We start from the raw sequence: 17,961 nt of genomic DNA on the forward strand, positions 1-17,961 counted from the left end.
TACTTCACCTGCTCCGTGATCAGATGAAGTAGATGTCGGGTATAAAGGAAAATAGCGAGTTATCTAATTTTGTATGTTGGTTGGTGGGAATAAATCAACTATTTTTTATCCATGTTTGAATTTTACTCTCAATTAACGTTGCATCCAAACTTCCGTCTATTCCATCCTCTGTAATAATTAAATTTCCATGAATTTCTGAAATTCCTACACTTTCATAATTTGCTCTTTTTCTGTCCCAATCCCTTTTATATGATTTATCTCTTAGCATTCCAAGATGTTCTAAATAAGCAGTTTTGCCTTGGTGGCGTAGAGTAAAATCAGGAATATAAGTTTTACCACTAACATCTAATGGTTCTTCATAGGAATACTCAATTTTCATCTTATCAAGAATGTTAGCTACGATTACTTCGGACTTTGATCTTACCATTTCACCACGAATTGTTTTATGGATCAATCTTTCTTCAAAGTACCGTTTTTGTTTACCAAACTCTATCTCAATGATGTTTGGAACTTCAAATAAATCTGTATATCGTTGTTTAGTATCCGAATACCAATCATTTGCATACTGAACTAATTCTTGAATTGACAAATCACTTAATACAATTAGTTTTTCTCTTTGACGAGAAAATGCAGTATATAAAAGTTCTTTTGTAACAAATGAACTTTTGCCATTAATAACTACTATTGTTTTACCAAAACCAGAACCCTGTGACTTATGAACAGTAAGGGCATATGCAAGCTCTAATTTAGAGTCACTATTTTCTCCACCAAAATCTGATTTTGTATATGAAAATAATTTTCCTTCAAATGAGCCGAAACGGAAGCTATATGAAGCAGTATAAGATTCATTTTTTTGAACTCTACTTAATATTCCAAGTTCACCGTTTGCTATATATTCTTCCGCCTTATCCCAGGCTTTTCTAATTTCATTTCTATTTGAAATAACTTTGTCACCTAAAACAATATTTTGAACAGATTGAGGTTTATATTTATTTTTCCATTCCCATGTTTGCCAATTCACAACTGTTTTTTGTCGATATTTTTGATGGATTTGGTTGTTTAAATAATAACTCCCCGTACCAATAAATTTAGTAGGAGATAGAACTTGCCAGTCTTCAATATGCTTTCCGGTATTATAATTTGTATATTTACCGTTCTGCTCAGCGCCTAAACTTTTATTGAAACCATCAATATCATCTACAGATGTCATATTAATAATTTCTACCATTTCATCAAAGAACAATTTTTCGAACTCGTCTAAATTGTTGTATTGAATATATTTAAGACGATTATCTGTTTGACTGTTGTGTATACGGTAAATTACATCTTTATCTACTAAATCTGAATTAGAGAATATTTGAGCAAAAGATAAATCATCACCACCTGAACCCTGTCTCATCTCAGTTTTCAACTTTGCAACCTTATCAGGATAAGTACTCTCCAAATAATTAATCAAATCAACAAATGGGCGTCCTGCTCCTATTGGAGGTAATTGATTTGGATCTCCTATAAAGATAATTCTTTCAGCATGAGAATCAACAAGCTTTAGTATGCCAGCAAACATATCTTCAGTCAGCATTGAACTTTCATCGATAATGACTGTTTTGGCAATACTCGAACTAGGTTGGCTTGGCATCTTATAACTCATTGTGTTCCAACAGAAACCCTTTGAACGAATTAAAAATTGTGCCACAGTCATAAACTCAGCTGCAACACTATTCTTCCTAAATGAATTCTCAAGTTGAACCCTTGCTTTCCCAGTAGGAGTCAATGCTAATACTCCACCAGCTTTAATTTCTTTTGAAGAAGCTAAAATCCCCAATGCTGATGTTTTACCCGTTCCCGCTCTTCCCAATAAGACAGATATTTTAGATGACTCAAGTATCTTTAACGCTGTCGCCTTTTCATCACGAGCCAGTTTATCGTTTTCTTCATTATTTTCTTGAAGTTTTCCAAATTGGTCGTTAATAATCTTTTCCCAGTTTTGTTCACTCGATAAACTAGTTTCTAAACGGCTATTTACTATATCGACTACCAATTGTTTATAATCTTGATATTCTTTCAGCTTTATGTACGAATTTTCCGTATCAACATACAATTCACCATCCTGCAAGAAATCTAAAACACCTTCAATTTTTTCAGTTTGAAAATCCGTTTTTTGATCTAATGGTAATTTGTTAATTTCTTCAACAATTTGATCATAGCTGAGTAACGTATGGCCTTGATTTGCGGCTTGAACTAAAACAAATATCACCATAGCTCTAAATCGGCGCTTATCACCTTCAGTTCTCATTTTGGTTGGTTTATTTAGAGGATATCTATTTTCCACTAACGGATTTACAAACATTGCATTGTCGATTTGCGAAATAGTAACTTGGTGTTCGTGCTTTTCTTTTCGTGTAAGTTCAAATAATCGGTATGGGTTTCCAACAATTTCAGCTGCATAATTTTTCAGATGACCCCAGGCATAAATAGCTTGTTCAACAGAAAGATTCAATCGTGACAAAAGTTCGAAATACCGAGTTTTGTTTTCATCTCTTAATAAACCAAAAAACTCATCCTCTTTATCAGCCAAACCGTCATCCAGTTTCTCGTTGCCAGTTTCTCTCTCCCCTGTGAAATATAACTTCAATTCAGACATCAAGTCGTTTTCAGAAATATCAACATGACGAGCAACATCAAAACCATATCTAACACCGAAAGCTGATAAAATCGAACCTAATCCAGGGAAAATACCACGTTGATTCCAAACATTTTTTAATTGATTATCTACATATTCAAGTTGAATATTAACCCATTCATGATTAGCTTCTTTCAGATTAAGTTTCACTATATTTTTCAATGCATTTTTCGCTTGATTTAGCACATCAATAGCCGCATCGTAGCTAACCCATTCAGCTGCATATGAAAACTCCGATTTAAAACCTGCCGCTTCAAACAATGTGACACTCGATACATCAAAATCAGGATGCTTTTTTGCATACTTGGCAATTTCGAGATATGGCATTAAAAACCCAGTCTTGCCATCTAATCTTATTGAATGTGCTGCATTCGTCTCCCAGATGTAGTTTTTTTCATCACTACTTCCATCTGAATCATACTCATGAATTTCTACATTTGATACTATATTTCCTATTCCTGCAATTACACGCCGATTATCTTCAATAAATGGAACTTGTTTGTAGTACGGAAATATCAATGAATTGTGTGGACTAATTCCCGAAAAGAAGTAATCAAAAATCCCTTTTTGAGATTCTCCATGTGATACCCACGCACTTGACCAGCTCAGCATTTGTTCTGTTTTATCTAAGTCAAAATGAAAATTGTAATATCTTTTCTTCTCATTCGCATTATCCTTTAAAGTCCATGAAAAGGGACGTAATAAGAATGAATATGGGTCCATCTCAAAAGTTGTTTCTTCGAAATGCTTGAACTTATCATTTGCATTTCCTTTTTTATATGGATGGTTCATTTTAAGATTAAGCTTGGTATCACTCATGAAAGCAGCGTTCTCTGTAATCCAGCTTTGCATTTTTACCGATCCTACTTGTTCATAACTTTTCTTTATTAGTTTCCTCAAACTCCAAGTCCCGTGATGATGCAATATTTGGGATTACTTGAGCAGCTACATTAAACCTAGGATTATTGTCAATCCTCCCTGTATAATCGTTATCCTTCCAGGGAATTCTTGTTGAAAAGTGTTGTACATAGGTTGTTTGTGATTTAACTTTCTCTTCTTTATCAATCAAAACATTGGTCATCTCCTTATTAACAATATTGTTAATAACATTATATATGCACTTCCATATTTTGTGTATTATGAATATAAAAATCGCAAACCAAGTGTTTTAAGGACGATTGGAACTAATGCTATTTTTATATATATTATAACTCTGCAACCTTTAAATGTTATCCAAGCTATTCACTCAACCTTACTTCATTTTCTGGCCCTTTTTCTATCATATGTTCCCAAGAACTCATTTTTATCCTGTAGGTCAAATAGGTAAGATTAATTTATTTCAGCTCCCTAGTAAAATCAGGTCTTACACTATCGACATCAATAGCACACACTCCACATGTGTCGAATGTATGTGGCAACACAAAGGATGTTGGTGGGATTAGTTATAGAGGCTCGACTCCAAGGTCAGTGGAATCGAGCCTCTTTTTTCATCATTTTTATTCTAACCATGCACAATGCCACGAGTGCTGAGCGTGGATAATTTAAAAATAAAGATGTATTAGAGTCACCAATAATTAACTATAAATTACCTCTAAAAAATCGTTCTCTATATCGGTCTTTAAAACAAATTATATCTTTCATAATATGCTTTCCCTTAACATATATCCAGGTACCGATCCCTTTTCAACTAGGAAATCCAGTACAATTATAACTTCTCCCTTTAATCTAACTTCTCTTCGAATATTTTCCCGATTGATATGAATATATCTTTTAATGACATTTTCTAAATAATATACAGTACAATCTTCTAATTCAGCACTCCATATACTTTGATTTTCTAATAACATACGTGAAATCCAAGATATTCCGTCATTAATAAATTTTTGTCCTATTCCATCTAATAATTTTGCGATAGAATATAGAACTGCTGGTGAATCTCCTAATCGTCTTGTAACTTTCATTAAAAACCTTTTGTTTTGTTCAGTTAAAGAATGCCATTCTTTAATGTTATCATTCCATAATGTTTCGGCAAAAAGGTAGCTTTTGATGAGTCGCGAATTACCATAACTATTTTTTCGTTTATTATTTAACTCAACAACTTTTTCGAAAAATAAATCCCATACCAACCAAAAGTTATCATATTTTTTTAGAGTATCTTCTACATAAATAAATTCTTTAAATAAGTCAGCCATAGATTCATTATTATTAAATTTTGTTATAAACGGACTTAAATATTCTGGTATGTCATCACTTGAAGAAGATAAAATAATTTCTGCTAACTTTACTAGAAAATCATGACTAACTTCATAATCCATTCTATTTCTTCTATCATCCAATAATAGCTTCTCAGCAAAAACTATTATTATATTTTTGATTAAATGCTTATGAACGTCATTATTAGTATCTAACGGTATTAATTGAAAAGCTGTTTTTAAAATGCGTGGATTGATATTATTTATTTTTCCAATTTCTTCAAAGGTTATTTCGTCACCTATAATTTTCTCTATGTCTACTTCATATTCTTCTGAAAATCTTTCTAAAAAACCCTCTTCACCATCTATTCGTCTATACTTTTCAAAACTTTCTATATGCAATCGCTCTTTCATATCTTCATACTTAGGTTTTAAATATAAATATCCTAATAATAAAGATTGTGCATCTTCAAAATTTATATTCCATAATCCATTTAAGATTGTTTTAGTTGAATAACTCGAAAAATCTATAGATATCCCTATAGGATGATTATCGAGCAGAGTAAATAATAGGATAACTTTAATAGGTTCTTTGTCTTCAGGAAAATATCTCAACAGAATTGGTAAACTTGAAATGGCAGCTTCAACACCATCTCCAATTTGATAAGCATAATTAGGCTCCAAAGAAGATGAAGCAAAAGCTAGAATAACTTCTTTACAAAATTCTTTATCCATTTGTGACAGAAGACTATAATAATCTCGAAGTAAAACAGCACATACATATGATGGCACACCTTCTGCAAAAATATAATCTTCGCCGTTACCATCATGTAAGTCTTCTAACATTTCTCTAATTTCTAGTAGAGCTAATAAAGGATTTTTCTCGTACTTTTTATACTCACTTGACTGACCCTCATTTTTAAATTTAGAATCAGCCCACAATCTTAACGGTAAATATTTTGTTGCTTTAGAGCTTTTTTGAAGTGCTAACTCACTATATTCCATTAAGTCTGCATCTATCTCAGGATTAAAATCAATCTGTACGCCTTGATCCACTTTTTCAACAGTAGGTTTCATTTTCCTTCTATCCATACGTGCTAAAAAAAGCCTCCAAGTTTTATCTTCTGCAAAGGAATAGTTTTCAAGTTCATCATAGTATTTATCAAAAATGGTCCATAAATCTTCCATTCTTTTAGTAGCTATCTCATCTGGTATCTCTTCGTTTCTAAAAAACTGATACATCAGCGCAATTGTTTCAAGAGTTTTTTTTCTATGTTCATGGTCACAACTTTCTATTCTTTCATCCTTATGAATTTTCTCTTTATAATTCAAACCATATCCAAACCTAAATGTACTTATTGCTGTTTGGTCCAAAACCATTCTACTACTATCATAAAAAAAGAATTCCTTTGTTTGAAATAAAACTTTTGCTACATTAAATGTTTTCTCGTGATTAGCTATGACTATACTTGAAATAATCCCTGTTATAGAAGCAGACTTAGTATTTTCTAATAAATACAGTAGAATATTTTCCAATATTTCTGAATCCGTATGTTCTGACCTTTCCAACAAAAATTTCTCTAGAGCCATATGTACAGATTCAAATATTTCCGGTGAAACTTGTGTTCCTCTATAGGTATTCCATAGCCTATTACTTATATATTGTTTGATTACCTTTTTATTAATATTAACTTCTACTTCTTCTACTTCTCTTTTACCCAAATCAGAATTTGCATAGCTTTCGACAGCATAGTTTACAAACTTGAGAATAAAATCAATGGTTTCTTTAAAAGAGTACTTCAAGAGCCAATAAATAGGGGTTTGGTATGCACTAGAAGGATAGTAATCCCTTTTATCACTACTAATCGAAAAATCATCTGAAACATCTGATCTACTATAAAAAGGGTGAGGTGGCTCACTTGGTTTAATCCAATATAATTCAGCTAACTTTAATACATAATTAGGAAGGATTTTTATAACTTCTTGATTATCGCCTAACTTAGATAAAACTGCGTTTACAAGACTATAATACGGATCTCTATATTTTCTCCAATTATTATTAATTACTTCTGAAAAAACCTCTGTAAGTTCATTGCTAATTTCGCTTGCCCCATATAAAATAGTTTGGATTGTTTTCTCTTCAGTTTCATTTGCCCTGAAAGCATAATTATCTTTTTCTATAATTAATTTATAATATTTCAAAGCTATCAAAGCTGCTAGCCTTGTTGTTTCTCCACTTCTGAATTTATTATTCCATTCATAAATTACAGGTAATATATAGTTTACTGTTTCTATTTCAAAAGATTCTTTGTATTGATAAATTAGCTTAATTACACTTGCCCAACCATGTCCTTTTGGCTTTGTTACTATATACTTCATATCTGATATTGAATATTTATCTAAACCAATTAATTTTAGATAATCCTCATCAACTTCTTTGCATGCTACCCTTAATAAAAAGGTGATTTTTTTTAACCACTTATGATTATTTCTAAATATTTCATCTTCAAATAAACTAATGAAATAATCAGAATATGGTGAAAGTAAAACAGACACTATGATTTCATCTTTCCAAAAATAAGAGATATCTTCGGCTTCAAAAACTTCTTCAATAAGATTTTCAATCGAACTATCCTCCAGTAAAAGTTTATCAGATACCCATTTTCTAAAACTTCGCCGAATAGGCAGAGATTCTCCGATTTTATTGAAAAAATCAAGTAAGCTAACTCTTTTAATGTATTCAGATTCTATTATTTTCTCTAATGCCCATTCTTCATATATGTCATGTGCTATAAAATAACCTGCAGTTTCATACCCTAAAACACCATCCTGTACTAGAGTAGAAATTGTCATTTCATTAGAGTTTGGTGAAATAAAAAATTGACCTTCATTTGCCCTTTGAAAAGCAATTTTCATAAAACATTGTTCCCTAGATGGCTTCGATTTTTTTATTACCTTGTCCCATAACTTTTCTTTAAAATTCAGATAGTTAATTACCTCTTCATTATCATAAAATCTTAAATACTCATTTAAATAAAACGGATTCCTAAGTACCTCAAGTAACTTTTCATCACTAGGCAAATTAAAGCCATATTGTTGAGCGTATTCTACTAATTCTTCCATCGATAAAGACTCAATATAAAATTTAAAAGGCTTCATTTTGTAATGATCTATAAACTTCATATCTAAATCAGACAAATAATTACTTCTTGCCGTAAATATAATTTTCCATCCGAATTTAATTAAAGTATTAATAAATTCGTTAAATGGATCAGTCTTTTCTAAATCTAAAATCTTTTCAGCAGAATCGACCACTATTAACTTTTTTTCATCTTCTTTATGAGCTTCTATAAAACCCCTAAAACTACAGCCACTAAATAGGTTATTTATATTATTGATTTCAAATTCACTTGATTTAAAAATGTAGAAAGAATTACTCCCTTTCATATCTTCATATAACTTTTTAATTACAGCTGTTTTACCAACACCGCCCATACCTGTGACAATTAAAACCTGTTCTCTTTCGATTTTATCTAGAATATCTTGCAATAAATTGGTTCTATTAATTTCTAGACTCTTATCTCGGTAAGTAATAGATGTCTGAATTCCTTCTAAAATCGACTCAGTATGTGATTTCTTTTCCAATAATGATTGGAAGATACTCATTTCGAAAGTAAAAAAGTGTTTAGCGATAAGTTCATTTTCCAAAGTCACAAATGGAGATTCAAAAAAGCTAGCAGTTCTCCATTCTACTCGTATTTCTAATTCATTAGCTTTGGTTTCAATATCAATTTTGGCTTGAGGATCATTTTGTTCCGGTTTATCAAAATGATGACTTTGCCCCCATTCTTGATTAGTATAAAAAAGAATTTTGTTAACTTGTGGATAATCTCTTTTGCTTTTAACTAAAGACTCGATTAATTCTTTTTTATGTGCTGATAAAGTCGTATCATAAAATTTTGCTTGCCATCCAATGATATCTTCATTCATAGAAATCGGATTTGTCTCAATTCCAGATTGATTTTTATACCTGAAAATCCCAGTTTCTTTTTTGAACTCTAAACAAAAAAGAATATAACAAAGCCATTCAAAATTACTTTGTGGATTCTCACTAAATTTAGCCTCAAAAACCTTCCAATCAGGTTTAATCATAATCACACCTCATTTCATATGATTTCACTTTATTTTACAACAATTATTGGGTTTATAGACTCTTTTTCCCTTCTATCTTTATTTGAAATTAATTAGTTTCTAAGTAAAAGAAGCACATCTTAGTTTCCTAAGACATGCTTCTAAGTTCACTTACTCAAAAATCCCTTTAATATATCTTTTTTCTTTTGCTGTGATACCTTCTTCCTCCGGCATATCAACAAATAATGTTGTAGCCTCTAGCCTACTTGGTAAACGGCCATCTTTATAGATTAAGCGAGTTTCTTTAAGTGTTAAAATACCGTCTAATTGTCATATTCCTAAAAAACCAACAGTTGTAGAAACACTGTAATAATAGCGCCCCCTAAATAACAGGTTTAACGCTATTTGACGCTTACGTTTCAACCAATATTAAGTTAGATATACCAAATAAAGCATACGTTGAAAAACACGCTTAAATTAGGTTTAGTCAGCTAGTTCAAGCCAAGCCACCGCTTTACAATGTGTTGGAGGGTTAAATTAGGCTCGATTCCTATCTCTGTGGAACGAGCCTATTTTTCTTATTCAACTTTTCATGGAAGTGAATTAAGTAAAGGGAAGCTTCTGGCACAATCGCACCCCATTATTGAACAAAACTAACTACTTTTTAAACTAGACTGTACTATTATCTATTACAATAAATTCAACAAAAAAATCTTTAACCTTTTAAGAACTACAAAGAAAAGAACGAATTCCATATTGGAAATTTCGTTCTTCTTCATTATACTAACTCTACATGCGACAGCTTCACAATGCCATGAGTGTGAACGTGGACAAAAATCAAAAAAAGATGCAGTGAGATCACCTGTAGTTTTTCAATTATGCCCATCTAACAAAACTGCTATATCCTCTGTATTAACTGTTTGATTCAATTGTAATCCCTTAAAATCATCAGCAGTTATAATTGATAATTCTTCTTTACTAGGATTTTCGATATTCACGACCCTTTTAGCGTGATTCATAATCAACTCATCATATATATTTCGAACGAGACGCCCATTGGCAAAACTCTCGTCTTTTGTTTTAACTAATTCTTTTAATGCCAATCTAATTTTCATTTTTGCTTCCTCACTCAAAACATACTCATTACCACTACACATCGTCATTAAAATTTTTTCTAATTCAATAGCTGTATAATCTTCGAACTCTATAAATGTATTAAAACGAGATTTAAGTCCAGGGTTAGAATCAAAAAATTTATTCATCGGCTCTGTATAGCCTGCTACAATTACGACCAGATCTTCCCGATAGTCTTCTAATGCTTTTGTAAGTTCAGTCAAACACTCTCGACCGTAAGAATCACTGTGGTCATTTTCAGTTATACTATAGGCCTCGTCAATAAATAAGACTCCTCCTTTTGCCTTTTCAATAACTTTTTTAACTTTCAAAGCAGTCTGACCTTGATAACCTGCTATTAAGTCTGTTCTTGAAGCTTCAATGAAATGCCCTTTCGAAAGCAAACCTAGTTGTTTATAAATTCTTCCTACAATTCTAGCCACAGTAGTTTTCCCAGTACCTGGTTTTCCTAGAAAAGCTAGATGAAGAGTATTTTTAGTCGAAGTTAAACCTTTAACTTTTCGCATTTGCTGTACCTTTTGATAAGCAATAAGGTCATTTACTTTTGTTTTCACATTATCCAAACCTATTAACGCATTCAGTTCAGATAGTAGTTCAGGCAAAGTACGATTGTCTTCAACTATCAATTCCTTATTACAGATATCTAGGACTGTAATATACCCATAATATTTAACCAAGCTATCTTTCAATGTTTTTGCCAACAATTTAACTCCCGGAATATTGTTTTTCAAATCAGCTACGTCAGATATTTTTTTTAGTAATGTAATCGTTGCCTGATGGTCTTGACTATCCGTAATTGCTATTGCATGTTTCGTTATTTCTCCATATTCGCCGACTAATGCATCTAATTTCGAAGCTAAATCTAAAAAGTCGTTTTCATATTTATTTCTCATTTTAGAATCCCCATCAAACTCAATAGAAATTGAAGTAATGCAATACCTATAGAACCTCCAGCTAAAGCATAAGCAATTTTCGTTTTCTTAAACAGAGAATTTATTTGACTTTCGTAATTAGTCTTATCTTCACCCATTTGTTGCTTAGTTTCAAGCAGCCTTTCTTCAAGATCATCCACCTCTACTTTTAGCGATTTAGCTTCAAATTTAGATTTTTGAACATCCTCCCATATTTGATCGATGTCTTTAAGATGTTTGTACTTTCTTATCATCTCTATGAACTGATTTAAAGCTTCTACTTCATTCGCCTGGACTTTAATTGTCTTTTTAAAATCACTAATCTGCTCTTTAATTGAATCAATATTTTCACAGATAGTTTGTGTATTTTCCCATACTTGATCAATGTCATAAAGATGATTAAGTTTATTTAAATCTTTCTTGAAATTTTGTAAAGTCCCTAATGCTTGTCCTTGAAATTCAATCACATTTTTACTGTTTTTTATTTGTTCGTTAAGTGAATTTATATTGCGCTTAAAAACTTGAACTTCTTCCCATAAGACATCGATATTTGCCAGATGTTTGAATTTTCTTAATTCTTCTAGAAACTTATCCAATTGTAAAATTGAATAAGACTGTTCTTCAGAAGTTTGTTTTATATTATCGATTTGCTTATTAATGAATTTCAGCTCTTTTCCAAACCTTTGGGTGTCTTTCCAAACCTCATCAACATTTTCAAGATGTTCATATTTATCTAACTTTTCTTTAAACTTTTTTAAGACTGTAATTGTTTGCTTTTGTACTTCTATTGTTTTATTAATATCTTGCTGAGCATCTTTCGCTTCTTTACTAGCTTTCTCAGCCGCTTTAATGGAAATAAGTATTGCTTGTATATATTCTTTGTCTAAAGCCTCTAAAGCATTATAAACTTCACCAAATTCTTTAATAAACTTTGTATTTAGCGTATTAAATTTGACTAAGTAACCTTGTATTTGATTTGTTAAATCATTTAATTCTTGTCCCGTTACCTTATGATCAAACCAGTTAAATAGGCCTCCGTTTATTTCAACTTCCTTTAAAGCCAATTCTTCAGGTTTTGTCAATGAAAATTCTTTTAACTGATTTTTAGCTTTCTCAAAATTATGCGTTTGAATAACAAGTTTGTTCATATTAACCCTCTATCTTTATTTAGATAATGTTTTGAGTTCATTAGCTAGAAAATCAAATTCATCATCATTTCTATTTTCTTCAGTACTAGTTCCATAAAAAAATCTAAAGTCGATTTAAATATCATAACAATATCCCATTTTCCATCTGAATCAATATTTAATCCAAAAGGCCTTTTATAATTTTCTCCATTTCATCGAATGTATCCTTATTATTTTTCGAATTCGATACATCTTCATTAAAAATTAAATCCAATGATTCATTCACTTCATCTCTAGCCTTTGCATGTCTTTCAGTTATTGAATTAGATACTGTTTCTTTAGTATTAGAAAGTTTTTCGCTACTCACTGCAATTAATTGAGATTGGGTATTCAAAATTTCATTCCCTTTTTCAATTTGTTTACTTACGTTATAATTTATTTGTTTTTTTTCGACAGCTTTATCGATTAGGTTTATGGCAATAGCTCCAATTATCCCTGCTGTTATACCACCTGTGAATAACCCTATCAAATTAGCCAAACTCCCCAACAACGGAATTTCAACTGCAAGAAAAGGAATTGTCATTAAGCTTTTTTCTACCACTTCCCCAAGTACAATTGCACTAACAGCACTTAATCCTGCCATCACTATTTTCCCAGTTTCTAACAAAAGTATACCTAGAGGTTTGTCTTTGTTATCAGGACTTTTTAGATAATTAATGGCCTCTTTAATAGATTTCCATCCTTGCTTTAATAAAATCCATACTTTTTTAATAGTAGCAACGATTGGGCCATATATAGCAGTGAAAATAGTTGTTAATACTGAATTTCCAACATTTCTCAAATATGTTTTCATTTTACTAATAAATGAATTAATCGCTTCTTTAATATGTTCAAATAGTGTATTCAGATTTTTCTGAGCTGATTTCAACCACTTAATCAGTTTGCTAATTACTTCTTTAATAAATTCGGTAAACATCAGCATAACCGCTGTACGAAGTGCCTTTCCTGTTATTCTGAAGGCTTCTTCCTTACGCGATTTTTTGCCTTCTTCCATAGATTTTTGAATACCTTCTTGCTTTTTTTTCTCATATTCTTCGCGTGCAATTCGTTCTTGTTCTCTCAACTTTTCTTCATTTATGTTAAATCTCTCGGCTGGCTTTTTACCTTCACGTTCACTTTCTAACCAATCATTCATGCTACTGTCGCCCTTAGATTGATTTGCCACTGAATCTAAATCATTGAGATTTTTATCACTGTTAGCAAAAGTAATTTGTTCGTTTCTGCTTAGATGTGTATTGGCTTCTGGGTCCCTAACGATTTCTCCTACTGAAACAGTATGATCCTTGTGTACACTGGAAGAACCTTTATCTCTTCCTTGATCAAACTCATGTCGTAAACCATATCTAACTATCTTTTTATTTTCATCCTTTTTATCTTGTCGCAAAACCTTTTTATATGTTCCGGTTCTATTATCATATCTTGTTTTAATTTCCCCATTCTCATTCTTTTCAAAGCTATCTTGATAATTGTCGTACCGTTCCTGATAGTTTATATAAGTATTATGTTTTGCTATTTTACCTTTTTCAAAGTTTTCAGTGGTCTGAATATGAGCTTCTTTTCTTAAATCTAAAGTAAGTTCTTTATTTTCCTTTATAAAATCCGTCCCTGCCTTGGCAGCAATTTGATTTATAAATTGTTCCCAAACTACATCCTTAATTATATTTCCTAAGTTATCTTCATTACCGATTTTTTCTTTTTCGTCTTTCAAAACATCTAAATCAGAAAGTTGAAGCTCTAGCTCGCTTTGTAATTTATTTTCCAATTCATCAAAGTCAAACGAATCAGCAACTTCGATTTTATTAATATTTAATTCAGCATTTTCTTTTGACATTTTTCCACCTCGATTTTTCCTCTAAACATAATTATCAACCCTTATAATTCTTAATTCATATTATAATTCTAATATATGTAAATTCCAATTGAATACTTTGAAACAATTTATTTTGATTAACACCTAAATAAATTATCTCTAACATTATTAGAATGTTAAAAGGTGCCTATTTTGAATGTAGACACCTCCTTCTTTTATGATATAACCTCCGTGTTCTTGTTTATTCTGGAAGGTTATTTAAGATAATGGGCCTATTATTGAATAAAATCTGATAATAATTTTCCAATTATTCTGCTCGTGTTTACCATCCATGAAAAGAGTAAAAGAGCATTCTGACAGTGCTATTTTCAGGAAGTTGTATTTAAATGTTCTACATTTATAGTCTGTTTTGTCCATTTTGTTAAGCAAAGTAAACATTGGTCATTAGTTCGAGTGAATAAGGAATAAATGTTATTGATTATTATTTTATAAAAATAATAATCAGTATGGATATTTTATTGGGTATTTATTACAATCTAATGAAGGTTACTAATAAATTGGGAGGTTGTTTCTGTGAGCCAAAGAAAGTGGTTAGAAGTAGTAGATCCTAAAAAAGTAGATTTATACCCAATTCAATTTGCAAATTGTGATCGCTTAGAAGCGAACGATGCCGTATTTATTTTTGATGAAGTTGGTAGTGGGAAAACAATCAGTAGTGGTTTAATGGCATTAGACTATTTAGAGAAAAACCCGAAAGAAAAAGTATTGGTTATTACAACAAATGCATTATCAAAGGGTGGTCAAGGAAATAATGGGCAATTTTTAAATGACTGGTTTAGTAAATTACCATTTAAAGAAATGGGATTTGAAAATAGCGTTCATTTAATAAATAATCATTTCAAAAATATCGAAAAAAACATTGGTAATTATGGACTTATCATAATTGATGAGGCGCATTTATTTATTGAAAAAAAGACAAAAAAATATGAACAGTTAATAAAAATGAACGCACATAAAGTTGTATTTTTAACGGCAACACCTATTAAAAATTCCGAACAAGATTTAAATGTATATATTACAATTGCTGATGAAATTTTAGAAGAAAACAATGGTATTACGTTTGAGACCTTAAAAAATACAGTATCAACAATTGGCAAAAAACCAGAACAATTAATTTGCAGCTTTTTAAATAAAGAATTACCTGTTACTCGTTATTTTAAAGATACGATTCAGGATTTAAATATTGATAACTTTGAAAAAGAAATTTCTAAACGCTATCATACGTTAATCGAAAATTATGATGTTAATTATGGAAATTACAAAGAATGGGATGAATTACGTGTTAAAGCATTGGTTCGTTTTATAAACAGCAGACTAAAAGAGGAGCCTGATTCAAGGTTCGTGATTTTTACGCGATATATACAAAAAGAGGCACAATATATCGCTGATTATTTATACCAATATGAGGGTTATAAACCATTTTGTGAGGAAACAGAAAAAACATATGCCAAAGTAACGGGGGAAAATAGTTGGGAGCTAGCAAGGTATTCTGGAAAGACTAAAAGCGACGAGAATTTACCACAAATTTTAATTGTTTCTTATCAATTAGCAGAACAGGGAGTAAATTTACCAGGATTCAACCATATCATCAACTATCATGTGCCTGCGTATCCAGCTGCATTAGAGCAAAGATATGGTAGGATTGATCGTCTAACTAAGGATGGATATAAGCAAATTTTCAATTGCTTCATTTTAAGAAGCGGTAACTATGGAACAAATGAAGAAAATTTTAGGAAGGCTGTCTCAATTAGTTTACATAATTTATTAAAGCACTTACCTTCTCGTAATGTAATTTTATCGAAGCAGACTTTACAAAATTATTTAGATATTAGCGAACATAGAAAGGATATGCATGATAAATTACAACAGGCTGTTGAAAATATATTGGCAGTAAAGACTGCGTTTGACTTTTATATTGAACAAGAAAAACAACATGTACACGTAGAAGATATAGAGAATGTAGAAGATGAGACGACTCATTCAAACAATAATCAAAAACAAGAGACCATCTTAGAAAAAGCAAATGAAGAGGCAGAGATATTAATCGCGTTATTAGAGGGCGAGGAACGATTTGAGATTAATAGTGAACAAGAAGAGTTAACGCAGTCAGAATATGTACGAGAGCTGTCTTTATTTAAAGCGTTTCTGAGTCAGCTAATAGAATTAGAAGTCACTGATAGTAAAAGCGAAGAAAAGCGAAGAAAATTAGCAGAGGACTTACTTAATAAAAAAGAATACATATGGGATGAAATTTTTTATAAGAAGAAAAATGAGGATGATTCGTTTGAATCATTAGGGACAATTAATGCTATATCAGGTTGTGCAAATTTTATCAAGAAATCACCGGAGTTTAACATCTATAAGCAACAGTTTATGGATGAATTAAAGAACACATACATTTTCAATAAAATTAAGCAGCCATTAAATGAATATTTCGAAAGAATGTTCTTAGAAAATAAATTTATTAATTTGTTTCCTTATATAGTAAATGAAACCTATCAACAGCAAATCAAAAAAGCAATGGAAGAAGATTCAGAGTTGAAACAATTTGTGGAAGAAAATCGTAATAAAGATGAGCGTGATGTGATCCTCAATGAAGTGGATGGTTGGGTGGAGACATTACCTGTTTTCATGTATTTTAAAGAGATTTCATTAAATTTGTGTAAGAGAAGTATGACAAATGATTATTCAATAACTGGATCTAGAATGAAGTATTCTGATGGGAATCATTTTGCAAAGGCTATCAAATATATAAATAATCATATTTTTGAATTAGGTGACGCAATGCGTGAAGAGATAAACAAATTTTCAGAAGATGATTCAAAGAAGTTACGCATAAAATTAATCAGTAATGAAGAGAATACATTTGAAGCTTCCAATTGGTTGAAAATCATTTATCATGGCTCCCGTAAGGAAGTTTACGCCAAAGTATTGTTTAAAGAACATGTGCTAAGAGAAGGAGATTTCCCTTACTTTAAAAATCTAGAAAAAAACAAACGTGTAATGTTGTTGCTAGAAACTAAGTATCCACAGCTGCTGTCTTACAAAGAGCAATGGAATGAAATAGCTGGCAGTACCGTATCATCCGGTGTTGTGATGTTAAAGGAAGTTGTTGTTAATGAACAAATTGATGAAGAATATAAAGCGTTGTTAAATTTAAAAATAGACTATGATACAAAACTTAAAACAATTAGAAGTTATCGCTCACTTTTTAGCCATATCTTATTTAGTGACAGTGGGAATACAAGAGCATGGGTAGATTATCCTTTTACTAGAAACTTAGAAATTCCGAAAGATGGTCTTGTCTACGTAAATGATTATTGGACAAAAGGGATACTTTATGAATTGCAGGCATGGCAAATGTCAGAATCTAACGATTTGTATTCTCAATATAAGATTAGTAAGAGTTGGACTGTACCTATTAAATAAGAAAACTAATAATATCGATTAAAGATTCCAAATTCTAAATCTAAGTACAGAAGTAAAAAAATTCGCTTATTTGAAGCAGGGCCAATTAGAGGTGCATTATCGCACTTCTAAACCGTCTGCTTTTCATGTTTCAACGAATATTGAATTAGATATTTTTAAGTCTGATGCTAACAATAATTATGTCTCAAAAAATAGTTAGGTAAGAATTAGTCAACTAGTTCAAGCTAAGAAACAGATTCACAATGTTCGGTATGAATGAGTTTTTTAATTTTTATTTAGTAAAACTCCACTCTTTAATTTCTCTACCACTTTTCTCCTCCATAACAATATCCATTATTTCCAAAATTGATTATACTGCATTTAAACTCAATAAAAAAACAACTATAAAATATTAATTATATTTGTACATTATAGCTAGTTTAATTCA

The 17,961-nt window shown here is 31.0% G+C and carries 7 protein-coding genes; 1 reads left to right on the forward strand and 6 read right to left on the reverse strand.

What is annotated here, in order from left to right; genetic code table 11:
- Positions 1-94: 94 nt before the first annotated feature.
- The 6 genes from MHH88_RS18040 to MHH88_RS18065 all read right to left on the reverse strand — a co-directional run bounded on the left by MHH88_RS18040 (position 95) and on the right by MHH88_RS18065 (position 14,066).
- A complete protein-coding gene (locus MHH88_RS18040; protein ID WP_339259798.1) occupies positions 95-3,499 on the reverse strand; it encodes an AAA family ATPase in 3,405 nt (1,134 codons plus the stop codon).
- 52 nt (positions 3,500-3,551) lie between these two features.
- Entirely contained in the window at positions 3,552-3,749 is a 198-nt protein-coding gene (locus tag MHH88_RS18045; protein ID WP_339259800.1) for a hypothetical protein, read from the reverse strand.
- Between the two features lie 568 nt (positions 3,750-4,317).
- Complete coding sequence (gene avs4 / locus MHH88_RS18050; protein WP_339259802.1) at positions 4,318-9,024, reverse strand: AVAST type 4 anti-phage nuclease Avs4; 4,707 nt, start codon at positions 9,022-9,024, stop codon at positions 4,318-4,320.
- A gap of 851 nt (positions 9,025-9,875) precedes the next feature.
- Positions 9,876-11,030 carry an AAA family ATPase gene (locus tag MHH88_RS18055; RefSeq protein ID WP_339259804.1) on the reverse strand — a complete coding sequence of 385 codons (1,155 nt, stop codon included), beginning with the start codon at positions 11,028-11,030 and terminating at the stop codon, positions 9,876-9,878.
- Entirely contained in the window at positions 11,027-12,196 is a 1,170-nt protein-coding gene (locus MHH88_RS18060) for a hypothetical protein (RefSeq protein WP_339259806.1), read from the reverse strand. The genes MHH88_RS18055 and MHH88_RS18060 overlap by 4 nt, the downstream gene beginning before the upstream one ends.
- A 157-nt stretch (positions 12,197-12,353) precedes the next feature.
- Positions 12,354-14,066, reverse strand: a complete 1,713-nt coding sequence (locus tag MHH88_RS18065; protein ID WP_339259808.1) for a cation diffusion facilitator family transporter — start codon at positions 14,064-14,066, stop codon at positions 12,354-12,356.
- A gap of 552 nt (positions 14,067-14,618) precedes the next feature.
- Between MHH88_RS18065 and MHH88_RS18070 the strand changes: the two genes are divergently transcribed.
- Positions 14,619-17,534, forward strand: a complete 2,916-nt coding sequence (locus MHH88_RS18070; RefSeq protein WP_339259810.1) for a DEAD/DEAH box helicase — start codon at positions 14,619-14,621, stop codon at positions 17,532-17,534.
- Positions 17,535-17,961 lie beyond the last annotated feature (427 nt).

Source organism: Lysinibacillus sp. FSL K6-3209 (genome assembly GCF_037976175.1).
In the GTDB taxonomy this organism is placed as follows: Bacteria; Bacillota; Bacilli; order Bacillales_A; family Planococcaceae; genus Lysinibacillus; species Lysinibacillus sphaericus_D.

Coding starts and splice junctions, on each gene's coding strand:
- MHH88_RS18040 (WP_339259798.1), bottom strand. CDS start 3,499: ATGAGTGATACCAAGCTTAATCTTAAAATGAACCATCCATATAAAAAA.
- avs4 (WP_339259802.1), bottom strand. CDS start 9,024: ATGATTAAACCTGATTGGAAGGTTTTTGAGGCTAAATTTAGTGAGAAT.
- MHH88_RS18055 (WP_339259804.1), bottom strand. CDS start 11,030: ATGAGAAATAAATATGAAAACGACTTTTTAGATTTAGCTTCGAAATTA.
- MHH88_RS18060 (WP_339259806.1), bottom strand. CDS start 12,196: ATGAACAAACTTGTTATTCAAACGCATAATTTTGAGAAAGCTAAAAAT.
- MHH88_RS18065 (WP_339259808.1), bottom strand. CDS start 14,066: ATGTCAAAAGAAAATGCTGAATTAAATATTAATAAAATCGAAGTTGCT.